The following is an 11,507-nucleotide window of genomic DNA, read 5'->3' on the forward strand; positions in this document are numbered from 1 at the left end:
TTACCTCCGCCTAGGTTTTCCAATAATTAAGGCTTTATGAGAAATCATTTTCCACCAGGGAGCGCGTATGAGAACATCTTTGATTTGGTTGGGTTGAAAAGGAGCAATCGGTGTTAAATAAGGGATTCCGAACGACTCTAACCTGACCAAGTGGATCAAGATAATGATGCTCATCATGGTGATTCCGAATAAGCCAAGCGCTCCTGAAATAATAAGGATTGGAAAACGAAGAATTCGGAAGGCGATACCCATGTTGTAACGGGGAATCGCAAACGATGCTATCCCAGTTAGAGAGACAATGATGACCATTGGAGCGGAAACGATTCCCGCTTGGACTGCGGCTTCCCCGATAACTAAGGCGCCGACAATGCTGACAGCTGAGCCGGCGGCTCTTGGCAAGCGAATTCCAGCCTCGCGTAAGCCTTCGAACAGAAACTCCATCAACAGTGCCTCGACGACGGCCGGGAAAGGAACGCCTTCGCGAGCCGACGTGATGCTTAGCAAGAAGTTCGTTGGAAGCAGCGACGGATGGAACGTCGTAATCGCCACGTACATCGAAGGAAGGTATAAGGAAATAGAGAACAGAATGAAACGGGTCCATCTAATCAGAGTGGAATATAAAAATCGTTCGAAATAATCCTCGGCAGCTTGAAATGTCATCCAGAACGTCATCGGTACGATAAGGGCTTGAGGTGTTCCGTCTGTTAATATAGCGACTTTTCCTTCAACGAGGTTAGCGGCTACAATATCTGGACGCTCGGTATTCATGACTTGAGGGAAAGGGGTGAATGAATTGTCTTCGATGAATTCTTCAATGTAGCCGGAATCCAACACCATGTCCATTCGAATACCGGATATTCGATGTTTGATGAGTTCGACTAAGTCTCGAGGTGCTTGTCCTTCCACGTAGACGATAGCGACTCTCGTTTTGGAAATAGTGCCGAGGACGACGGATTCAAGCTTTAGTTTTGGCGTTTGAATTCTTCGGCGAATTAAGCTCGTATTCGTTTGAAGCATCTCGGTAAAGCTCTCTCTAGGTCCACGTATGGTTATCTCGGAGGCCGGCTCTTCGACTCCCCGGTGTTCCCAGTCAGACGTTTCCAGGAGAATTGCTTTCGGTTGACCATCGACGAAGACAGCCAGATAGGCTCGCAAGACGGATTCGATGATTACCTGTAAACGATTTTCATTTTGGATTGGCCGTATTGCTGCAAAATGATCTTTCAGAGTCGGATAGTCGACTTTTTCCTCCTTGCCTACCCCGGTTTTTTCCACAAGCCATGATTGGAATAACGTTGATTTGAATACATTCTTGTCGATCATTCCGTCGACATAAACCATGAGAATTGAACATTCATCAGACAAATCAACCCGTTGAAAGACGACATCGAAACAGTCTTTAAAAACATGCCGAAGCAACGCTTCGTTCTCCGCTATATTGTTGCTAATTATTTCTTGAGGGTAGGAAACCGAATTCAGCGTAGCATTCATCTTCACACAACTCCAGTAAGTTTTCCATATTATCTCTTGAATGATGTATTTTTATGCAATTTTGAAAAAAGAAGCCCCATCAATGGTTTCAAATTGATCGGTCCCTTCATATTCCTGCAATACCTGCCCCAAGCAGCTTAATCCCTTGATTCCAAAAGACAAAAGAGCCTAAGGATGGGAAAACGCCCAAATAAATAATTCCTATAATACCAGCGAAGTCACCTTAATCGTTAGAGAATTAACTATTTAATAAAAGCCCCAAAAAACCATCGTCAAATTCCACTGACGATGGTTTTTTGGCGGAAATGGATAAAGTTCTTGTTAAAACCAAATGACAAGAACTTTATCTCATTCCCGACGGAGTTACCAGTCGAGAAGGCTCTTTCTAACGGAAAGCACGTTGAAAATCAGAAAAGCCATGGGAGTTGAATCCCTTGGCTCTTATGCTCCTAATATCTAATGCACTTCCACACGTGCAGCGCGTGCGATACTTTCTGCAAAAAGAGGCGCCTCTCGTCTGTTGTGATCTTCCGATATTTTTTGACGGGAAACGGATGCCTGCTCAAACGTGAGTCCCTGATTCTCGAAAATACTCAATAAATGTTCTGACGGATGGGTTACCACGGAATTCGTAAATTCGGTTTGATCGGCGTTGACGGGTTTTACGCTAAGCTCCCAAATCACTTTCATTTGGGTTCGTTGCTCGTTCGAAATAAAGATATCGGTCGTGGAGACCATCCGGCATTTGTGTTTTTCGACGACCTCTCCAATATAATGCTGGATCGAGAGACTGGTGCCGATTTTCTCCACGTTTATCGACATTGGACGTCCGTCTTCCGTCTTGGTTGTTCCTACCGCAATATGGTCCGGGGGACAGCAACGTTGATATTCGGTTTCGGAAAGGGAAAATATCCATTGTCCGATATCGACTTTTTCTACCGGAACGTCGATGATGTGACTAAAGCTCGATTTTGCGAGAGTTAGGTCTTCGCGAATCTTGGACATAAGTAAGCCTCCTACTTTAAAGTAATGTCACTCTTCGTTTGAGGGTTGTCTTCCAATTCTTTCGTCTTGTTGACATGATTGTGGATTTGACAACGACGACATGTCTGATCTTACAGGAATGAGGCTAAACTCCTTTATCCACGTTGCCAGCTTCGTAAGTCCTGCCTGATCATTATGGAGTGCGCAGTACTTCGTCGAATTGTTTACAGTTGAGCAAGAAGTTCTTCCGTTGTTACAATAACGTGAGCAAACGTAGGCCCATTAACTTCATGCGCCGAGTGCATAGCCTCTTTGCTATAAGCCGCTGTAGCATCTTTAACCAGAGTAACATGGTAACCCAACTCCGAGCCGAAGCGTGCAGTCGCTTCGATGCAGGTATTGGCTAACAAACCGATAATGATAACCTTTTGTAACCCGTGCATTTTCAGCTGATGATCCAAGTCTGTGTTCGCAAATCCGCTGCTAGACCAATGTTCTTTGATAATCACGTCGCCCTTTTGAGGTTGAAAGTCAGGATGAAATTCCCCACCCCAAGTACCTTTTGCAAATATTTGTGATTTTTTGGCTCTGACCTGATTGGGATTTGGATACAACCAAGTATCGAAATCATCCGGTTCAGATCGGTGATGGGGAACAAAAAAAACACGGATGCCGACTTTTCGAACCCTATCAACGATCGCTTTTAGATGTTCGAGCAGGTTTACGGATTCCGATATTTCTTTGTGACGAGGATAAGCTTTACCTTCCGTAGATAAGAAATCATTATAGGGGTCAACCAATAATAAGCCTGTAATTCCTTTATCGTAGGTTTTTGTCATTAAGGCAACATTCCTCACTTTCCTGTCGGAAGTAAATTTCGTTATAGTTTTCGTTAATTGACTTTACTTTATGCGTATGGATGGAAGTGACGGACGTGTGGAGAAACTAGAGTGGCTTTTACTGTATCAAATCGGTATGACCCTCAGCCGAGCCGATAGACGTCGGCGGTCTCCAAAGGTGCGATTTTAAGCGGGCCGGTTGGAACAGAGAAGTCGTTAACGGCCGATCTTGCTTTCTTAATGACATGCAATATGATCATGTTGCATAGGAAACAAAGGTTTGCCCGAAAATAATGTAAGGTCCTATATTGCAAAGGAGAGCTGCGAAAATGATTAAAATGGAAAAGAAATTGTACACAGCTACCGTATTAGTAGAAGGCGGAAGGGCAGGCAAAGTGGTATCCAGCGATGGTGCCCTTGATATGGACCTAAAAGTTCCCCAGGAATTAGGAGGACCTGGCGGACATGGAACCAACCCGGAGCAACTGTTTGCAGCCGGATTTGCCGCATGTTTTGAAGGTGCGATGGGCGTTGTTCTGAGAAAAAAGAAAATCAAATCGGAAGGCACAAAAATAACGTCGCGTGTTACGATTGGCAAGGATGTAAACGATGACTTGGTCTTGTCAGTATTTATGGACATCTCTATTAAGGGTGTAGAAACGAGCGTCGCGAAACAAATCGTCGAGGAAGCGCACGATGTTTGCCCTTATTCCCGAGCAACCCGCGGTAATATCGAAGTCATTACGAACGTGGTAAGTTAATTTCTGTGCACGGTTTGCAAAGCCTGAAATGATTGCAAAAATATCGTTTTTTTAATTGATTAAGGAACCGGGTCTCTATCTGGAAGAGCCCATATTTTTTTATCAGCCTCGAGAAATAATTAGGGGTCCTGAGTCTGTGGCTGATTTCCCTTAATCAGTTTAAGATACTAACAAGCCAGCTGTATTTTAAGTCGAAAGTAGTAATCGATAGCGAATAGCCCTTTGCCTTCTTGAGCACTAAGTTTGCAAAGGACTATTTGGCTACTGTTCGCTTTATATTGCTTGAAGATGGGATCGGCCTACGACTGACCACTCAACTCACAAGCTATGCTCTTTAATTAATTTCCTGGGGTTCTTCGAAAGCGTCGGCGCTGGGTCCATTCAATTGAAAACGGACGTCTGGTCTGGCATAGACTCAAAGATTTTTGCAACATGAGAAATCACGGCTTGTCAACGGCCGGGAGCGTGAGCCCAGTTATTAGTCAAGCCGCCAGCGATTGCTGAACGGCTCGGGTATTTCGAAGATTCGTACGATCTAAAGGAGGACAACACTCATTCAAGAACGAACGTTCAAATTTATTATTGACCGATCGTTCTTAATGTGCTAAAGTTGTTTCTGGAAGGACACACACCTTTAAGAACGTTCGTTCCAAATTATTCTTGACCGGTCGTTCTTTATTTGCTGAATTTTCTTTGAAAGAAGGGTTATGGATGGTCAGGACAAAGGAGTTTGATGAAGATGCCGTTTTGCTTAAAGGCATGCTGTTATTCTGGGACCAAGGGTTTGAGAAAACATCCATTCAGGAACTAGTATCACATATGGGGGTTCATAAAGGGAGCATGTATGATACCTTTGGCGATAAGAAATCCTTGTATATCCAAGCATTGAAACGCTATAGTGGAAGGCTCGAGCAATCGTATAAACTTCGCATAGCTGGTCTTTCTGCCAAAGAAGCAATCCGAATGCTGTTTGAAAGGGCAATTCATCCGGGGGAGGAGTCTCCTATGGGCTGCTTCATAGTGAATACCGCGGTTGAGTTGGCCAAACATGATTCAGAGGCAAGAGAGTGTGTTCATCAGTCCTGGGACTATACGGAACAGTTAATACGTGACCTTATCATAGAAGGTCAACAATCGGGTGAACTTTCCAAGACACTCAACGCGGAATGGCTTTCTCAATATTTTAACAATGCACTGATAGGACTTCGTGTTATGGTCAAAACTATAACAGACAGGGAAAAATTACGTCAAATTATTGAAATGAATATGTCTGTATTAAAATGATGATATTTTTATGATTTTATAACGATGAGTGTTATGGGTTATATTTGCGAACAATATCAATGAGTACGGTTGATTATTAAACAATCATTCAAATTAATCTAAGAAAACGGAAGGGAATGCATATTCATGACGAAGACATACCATCAAACAACAACAGGGCTGCTTTTGGTTGACCCTTATAATGATTTCTTATCACCGGATGGCAAGAGTTTCTCACGTGCTAAAGAAGTAGCAGACTCCGTAAACTTGCTTGAACATTTAAAAGAAATCCTTAATGCTGTCCGGGAAGCTGGCATTCAAGTCTTTTTTGTTCCTCATCATAGATCTGAACCAGATGATTTCCAAAATTGGATACATCCAACTCCGTATCAGCTTCTTACGAAACAAAGACAGGTATTTGCTAAAGGTTCATGGGGTGGAGAATTTCATCCAGATTTTCAACCTCAGAAGAACGATGTGATTATTAAAGAGCATTGGGCCAGCAGCGGGTTCGCGAACACTGACTTGGATCATCAGCTTAAAATGCATGGTGTACAAAACATTATTGTTGTTGGTATGTTAGCCAATACGTGCATCGAAGCAACTGCCCGCTTTGGCATGGAGCTTGGTTACCATGTCACCCTGGTTAAAGATGCAACAGCTGCTTTCAGTAAAGAGGCGATGCATGCGGCGCATGAAATTAATGGCCCAACATTTGCACATGCCATTTTAACAACAGAAGAACTTCTTGCAGCCATATAAGAGCGTATAGAGAAAACCAATAGATGATGTAGCTTCGGATATGACAATACTAACATGAATGAAAAATCGTAATGTTGTACCCTTCCTAGCATCTTCAAGTATGGAATTTGGCCATCGCTTTGATTGCTGGGGTTAATCAATGATAGAGATCGTTTTGCGCGCATGACCTTACTTTAAAAGGAGAGATGTACCATGAAAACCGTCCGGCTAAAAAATACCCATATCCCGGCTGTTGCTCTCGGTACCTGGTCTTGGGGAACCGGAGCCAACGGAGGGGACGCAGTTTTTGGTAATGATCTGATATCCGAGGATTTAAAGCCCATATTTAATGCGGCAATGAATGCTGGATTGAATCTTTGGGACACAGCCGCGGTTTATGGAATGGGCGCTTCGGAATCGATTCTTGGAAAATTTATTCACGGGAGGGATGACGTCCTGATCTCAACGAAATTCACACCCCTGAGTGATCAGTCAGACGATGCTGTTGAAGAGTCTCTCGCAGGAAGTTTACAGCGCCTTGAAACAGATCAAGTCCATATTTATTGGATCCACAATCCGAAAGACGTTCAGCGTTGGACTTCCAAACTGATCCCGTTGATGAAAAGCGGAAAAGTCAAATACGCAGGCGTATCCAATCATAATTTGGAAGAAATTAAACTCGCGGTGGACATTTTAGCTCAAGAAGGGCTACAGCTCTCAGCTGTTCAAAATCATTACAGCCTGCTCTACCGTAACTCAGAGGAAGCAGGCATAATTGAGTATTGCAAAGCCAATGATTTGCTCTTCTTCTCCTATATGGTCTTGGAGCAAGGGGCATTAACTGGAAAATACCATGCTCAAAATCCTTTTAAGGCGGGAACGCGAAGAGGAGACGCCTTTCATAAAGAGGTACTTGTAAAGCTTGAAAGCTTTATAGAGTTAATGAAAGAAATCGGCTTCCGGCACCACGTCGAACCTGCTGAAATTGCTATTGCATGGGCAATCGCCAAAGGAACGGTACCGATTATTGGGGTGACGAAATCATCGCATGTCAACAGCGCTGTTTCTGCCATTGAGGTCAAGTTGACAAATAATGAAATCGAAGATCTGGAACGAGCCGCGAAGTCAACCGATGTGGAAATTAGAGGAGCATGGGAAAATAACATGATCTAAATCGTGGTCAATAATTGCGTCATGCAGGGTATGACAAATGAATTTCTTTAAAATGCAGTGTTGCATGGCCGATACATTATCTTCCAAAACTACTTGGACATGATGATGGCCGATTATCGCAGGGCGCGTGTAGAAGGAATAAACCATATTTTGATAGTGAAAGGAAAGTAAGCAGGAGAGTTTGCTAAAACGCTTGACGCTGATCAGCTTGCAAGTTATTTAAAATAATACATTAATTGGCCTTCATGTAATGGATAAAAAGATAACTGACAGGGAAACATTCACATTATTGAAATGAGAAGGATAAGGCATAAACGGGAGGTGTCTAATGCAGTTAAACCTTCGGCAGATTTGAAATAATTTGTGCTCAAGGTAAACATAACCTAAGTTTTTTCGACGGTACAAAACTGCCACCTAATGGCTGGCTTTTGGATGATTCGCTACAGCTAGGAAACAGAAACCGTCGTTGATGGAGAGTTTTCATCAACTCGCTAGGAGCGCCTATACACCATTAAGTGATTAAATACTATTGATAACTACAAAAAGGAGTGCATACTCATGACAAAAGTGTATGATAAAACAACGACAGGACTTCTATTGGTTGATCCGTATAATGATTTTTTGTCAGAGGAGGGCAAGCTCTATCCTCGTACGAAAGAAGTATCGGAATCCGTAAACATGATCAAACATTTAAAAGAGACCGTTGAAGCTGCTCGTAAGGCCGGCATTCGCGTTTTTTATGTGCCTCATCACAGATCTGAGCAGAATGATTTTGATACTTGGCTGCATCCGACGCCTTATCAACTTAAAGCAAAACAAGGTCAGGTGTTTGCTAAAGATTCATGGGGAGGGGAATTCCATCAAGATTTCCAGCCTCAACAAGGCGATGTGATTATTAAAGAGCATTGGGGCAGCAGTGGATTCGCGAACACAGATCTGGATCATCAGCTAAAGATGCATGGTGTGCAAAAAATTATCGTTGTCGGCATGTTAGCCAATACTTGCATCGAAGCAACCGCGAGATTCGGCATGGAACTCGGCTACAATGTTACGCTCGTCAAAGATGCGACTTCGGCTTTTACAAAAGAGGCGTTACATGCGGCACATGAAATTAACGGTCCTACATTTGCCCATGCAATACTCACAACGGAAGAACTTCTTGCCAAACTATAAAATTACTGGCTTTTCAAGAATTAACAAAAAAAAACGGCGGATAATGTACAAACCAAAGTGTAGGAATAGATAAGGAAGTGTCTCAACATGAATGACAAAGTTGTAATGCCGGTATGGACTTTCGGGCTGTTTATTGTGCTAATGAACACGACGATGTTTAATGTCTCTATTCCGAGCATTATTCGGGATATTGACGTTTCGGCGTCACTCGGTTCATGGATTATTTCAAGCTACTCGATTGGTTATGCCTTATCGACCATGATCTACAGTAGGCTTTCCGACGTACTGCCGATCCGAAGACTATTGACGGTTGGACTAATAATATTGGGTCTCGCATCTGTCTTCGGCATCTTTGTTACGAATTTTCAAGCACTATTGTTTGCTAGAATTGCGCAGTCTGCCGGCGCAGGTGTGACGGCGGGACTCGGTCTTGTTATCGCCAGCCGGTATATTCCTTATGAAAGACGAGGCCGAGCAATCTCTATGATTTCGGCAGGAGCTGCCATGGCATTCGGTCTGGGGCCGATCGTCGGAGGGCTGATCACGGAGTATATCGGCTGGAACGGGTTATTCGGCTTCACGGTCCTTGTGCTTGTGATTCTTCCGGTTTTACTGCGGCTGCTTCCCAAAGAGCAGCCAAAGCCATTCCGGTTTGATATGCTGGGTGCCGTCCTGACCATTGTCAACGCTGTGGCGATCCTAACTGCCGTCACACAGAGATCATTCTTCTGGCTAGCAGTCGGAATCCTATCGGTCGCTGCCCATATCTGGCATCTAAATCGAAAAAATGAATCTTTCATCAACCCGAAACTCTTTGCAGAACCGAAGTATCGGAAACTCCTTCTTGTCGGCTTCAGTATCCTGATGCTGAATCTCGGAAATTTGTTTATTATGCCGCTGGTACTTGCCAATCTATTCAGAGATTCACCACTGATCATCGGTCTAATAATTGCGCCTGGAGCTGTTTTATCTGCCTTTCTAACGCGCTTTGTCGGGCGTTGGATTGATCGGTACGGTAATATCCGCGTTCTCATTCTAGGACATGTCATTTTAACCTTGGTTTTGATTGTATTTTGGGCGATGCTAGGCACATCGCCGGCCGTAATCTTGTTTGGGTATTTATTCTTCTCGCCTGCGGCTTCTGCATCGTTATCATCATTAAATAATGAAACATCTCGCATTTTGCCTTCCAACTTGATTGGTTCCGGCATGGGTTTCATGCAACTCATTCAGTTTTTCGGCGGTTCGTTTTCCGTTGCATTTTGCGGCATGCTGCTGGACTATCAAAAAAAAGATTCACTCGTCCATGCATATGAAACTGTGTATGCCGTCTTGATAGCAGTAAGTATTTGCTCGTTATTTTTACTGTTTCGGTATTTGCTGTCGAATAACCGAGCAGCCTCCTTGCCTGACAATGAGGCAAGAAGCACCTAAGACGAGAATGAGAAGTTGATACAGAACTATAAATAGAAAAATGGAGAAGTGAGCATGCACACATACAACCAATTTACAGTCAATCAAAAAACACCTGCTTTTTGGCGAATTACTTTTCATAATCCGCCTATAAATCTCATTGATCCTGATACCATCTTTGAATTATTAACACTCATGAATCAAATCGAGACAGACCCTGATTTGAAGGTCGTTGTTTTCGATAGCGCCGATCCTGAATATTTCATTGCACACTTCGATATGGCCCGAGCCGGTGAAAAACAACAAACACCAAAGGAAATCGAGCTTCCGGCCTGGATTGATTTCGCCACGCGATTATATAGAACCTCGGTTGTTACCATTGCTGAAATTCGAGGACGGGCACGGGGAATCGGTAGCGAGTTTGCGTTGGCCTGCGATATGCGGTTCGCAAGTAAGGAGAAGGCAATCTTTGGACAGCCTGAAGTCGGTGTCGGCGTCGTACCCGGGGGAGGTGCCAATGAGGCTTTGGCTCGTTTGGTGGGACGTGCTCGGGCACTTGAAATTGTTCTTAGCGCCGATGATTTCGATGCTGAAACAGCAGAACGTTATGGATGGATTAACAGAGTTATTCCTGATGCTGAATTAAACAGTTTTGTGGAAAACTTGGCTCGCAGAATATCGTCATTTGATAAACAGACGCTAAATGAAGCGAAGAAACTCCTTAATCGGACCGGAGTTCCTGAAACTGCGGAAATGCTGGAATCTCGAACAGCCTTTTTTACGGGAGCGATGTCAGCAAACACACAGAAAAAAGTGTCGACTGCTTTTGCACGCGGTCTTGGCAAACCAGGTGATTTCGAGCTTCACTTAGGTCAGCATGTTGGAAATTTGGAATAATAACGATCCTTCTGGATTGCAGCTATCGAGCAGCTTGCCGACAATTGAGTTGAGCAAAGGAACTAAATCAGTCTTTACTCCAGTATATAACTAGAACTTATTCAGCATCCGAGAGTGTGACGAGATTTGAACTATAGTCTTGAATAAACCCATCTAGTGACCTCATAATAGCGATGACCTAAAAATAAAGAAGGAGGTTTTCAAATGTCCGGGATATGCCAAGACCTTACGCTAACTCAATCAGTCTGTAGCCATGTTATCGACGTTCCTGTTGAAAAAGTCGATATTGGGAAGTGGCTATTTTCGCTTTCGGACGCTGAATATCAACGATGCTGTCCCCCTGACCATATTGCAGTAGGCGTTACTAAAACGGAAGACGGTCGTCCAATGTCCATCAACGTAGAGACAATCGGTACAAGTCTCGCTGTACAGCATTATGTCGGAGAAGTCGTCAATTAAGATTTTTGCCGAATGGTCTCTACATCCGACATCTTCCTTACAAACGGAAGTACACAAATGCAAGTCGTATGGGAGCTTGTGTAAAACCCGTCAACGCCAATCAAACCAAATTTACGAATTTCGTGGTAACCCATCCGTCGGAACATTTATTGAGTATTTTCGAGAGTCAGGGACTCATGTTTGAGCAGGCGGCCGCGTTCCGTTAAAAAATATCGGAAGATCACAACAGACGAGAGGCTCCTCTTTTCGCAGAAAGTATCGCACGTGCTGCACTAGGTGAAGTGCATTAGATATTATGAGCATAAGAGTCAAA

The 11,507-nt window shown here is 43.6% G+C and carries 11 protein-coding genes; 8 read left to right on the forward strand and 3 right to left on the reverse strand.

Annotation, left to right across the window (positions count from 1 at the left end):
- From OB236_RS14090 to OB236_RS14100, 3 genes are all read right to left on the reverse strand, one after another.
- On the reverse strand, positions 1–1,491 hold the full coding sequence (locus tag OB236_RS14090) for a spore germination protein (RefSeq protein ID WP_262684570.1): 1,491 nt from the start codon (positions 1,489–1,491) through the stop codon (positions 1–3).
- Positions 1,492–1,947: 456 nt separating this feature from the next.
- Complete coding sequence (locus tag OB236_RS14095) at positions 1,948–2,496, reverse strand: hypothetical protein (RefSeq protein ID WP_262684571.1); 549 nt, start codon at positions 2,494–2,496, stop codon at positions 1,948–1,950.
- A gap of 203 nt (positions 2,497–2,699) precedes the next feature.
- Positions 2,700–3,314 (reverse strand): isochorismatase family cysteine hydrolase, encoded by a 615-nt coding sequence (locus tag OB236_RS14100; protein ID WP_262684573.1) that lies wholly within the window; start codon positions 3,312–3,314, stop codon positions 2,700–2,702.
- A gap of 329 nt (positions 3,315–3,643) precedes the next feature.
- Between OB236_RS14100 and OB236_RS14105 the strand changes: the two genes are divergently transcribed.
- The 8 genes from OB236_RS14105 (at position 3,644) to OB236_RS14140 (ending at position 11,194) form a co-directional block, all read left to right on the forward strand.
- Complete coding sequence (locus tag OB236_RS14105; RefSeq protein ID WP_262684574.1) at positions 3,644–4,075, forward strand: organic hydroperoxide resistance protein; 432 nt, start codon at positions 3,644–3,646, stop codon at positions 4,073–4,075.
- Positions 4,076–4,768: 693 nt separating this feature from the next.
- On the forward strand, positions 4,769–5,359 hold the full coding sequence (locus OB236_RS14110) for a TetR/AcrR family transcriptional regulator (protein ID WP_262684575.1): 591 nt from the start codon (positions 4,769–4,771) through the stop codon (positions 5,357–5,359).
- A 126-nt stretch (positions 5,360–5,485) separates the two neighbouring features.
- Positions 5,486–6,100: an isochorismatase family cysteine hydrolase gene (locus tag OB236_RS14115; RefSeq protein WP_262684576.1), complete on the forward strand. Its 615-nt coding sequence runs from the start codon at positions 5,486–5,488 to the stop codon at positions 6,098–6,100.
- A 192-nt stretch (positions 6,101–6,292) separates the two neighbouring features.
- The gene (locus OB236_RS14120; protein WP_262684577.1) at positions 6,293–7,252 is read left to right on the forward strand and encodes an aldo/keto reductase; all 960 of its coding nucleotides are present in this window, start codon (positions 6,293–6,295) and stop codon (positions 7,250–7,252) included.
- Between the two features lie 558 nt (positions 7,253–7,810).
- Positions 7,811–8,425: an isochorismatase family cysteine hydrolase gene (locus tag OB236_RS14125; RefSeq protein WP_262684578.1), complete on the forward strand. Its 615-nt coding sequence runs from the start codon at positions 7,811–7,813 to the stop codon at positions 8,423–8,425.
- An 87-nt stretch (positions 8,426–8,512) separates the two neighbouring features.
- On the forward strand, positions 8,513–9,859 hold the full coding sequence (locus tag OB236_RS14130; protein ID WP_262684579.1) for an MFS transporter: 1,347 nt from the start codon (positions 8,513–8,515) through the stop codon (positions 9,857–9,859).
- A gap of 54 nt (positions 9,860–9,913) precedes the next feature.
- A complete protein-coding gene (locus OB236_RS14135; protein WP_262684580.1) occupies positions 9,914–10,735 on the forward strand; it encodes an enoyl-CoA hydratase/isomerase family protein in 822 nt (273 codons plus the stop codon).
- A gap of 204 nt (positions 10,736–10,939) precedes the next feature.
- Entirely contained in the window at positions 10,940–11,194 is a 255-nt protein-coding gene (locus tag OB236_RS14140) for a hypothetical protein (RefSeq protein ID WP_262684581.1), read from the forward strand.
- Positions 11,195–11,507 lie beyond the last annotated feature (313 nt).

The sequence above is a fragment of the Paenibacillus baimaensis genome (assembly GCF_025567575.1).

Bases quoted from the DNA above. Each gene is read 5' to 3' on its own strand.
- OB236_RS14090 (WP_262684570.1), bottom strand. From the start codon at position 1,491: ATGAATGCTACGCTGAATTCGGTTTCCTACCCTCAAGAAATAATTAGC.
- OB236_RS14095 (WP_262684571.1), bottom strand. From the start codon at position 2,496: ATGTCCAAGATTCGCGAAGACCTAACTCTCGCAAAATCGAGCTTTAGT.
- OB236_RS14100 (WP_262684573.1), bottom strand. From the start codon at position 3,314: ATGACAAAAACCTACGATAAAGGAATTACAGGCTTATTATTGGTTGAC.
- OB236_RS14105 (WP_262684574.1), top strand. From the start codon at position 3,644: ATGATTAAAATGGAAAAGAAATTGTACACAGCTACCGTATTAGTAGAA.
- OB236_RS14115 (WP_262684576.1), top strand. From the start codon at position 5,486: ATGACGAAGACATACCATCAAACAACAACAGGGCTGCTTTTGGTTGAC.
- OB236_RS14120 (WP_262684577.1), top strand. From the start codon at position 6,293: ATGAAAACCGTCCGGCTAAAAAATACCCATATCCCGGCTGTTGCTCTC.
- OB236_RS14125 (WP_262684578.1), top strand. From the start codon at position 7,811: ATGACAAAAGTGTATGATAAAACAACGACAGGACTTCTATTGGTTGAT.
- OB236_RS14130 (WP_262684579.1), top strand. From the start codon at position 8,513: ATGAATGACAAAGTTGTAATGCCGGTATGGACTTTCGGGCTGTTTATT.
- OB236_RS14135 (WP_262684580.1), top strand. From the start codon at position 9,914: ATGCACACATACAACCAATTTACAGTCAATCAAAAAACACCTGCTTTT.
- OB236_RS14140 (WP_262684581.1), top strand. From the start codon at position 10,940: ATGTCCGGGATATGCCAAGACCTTACGCTAACTCAATCAGTCTGTAGC.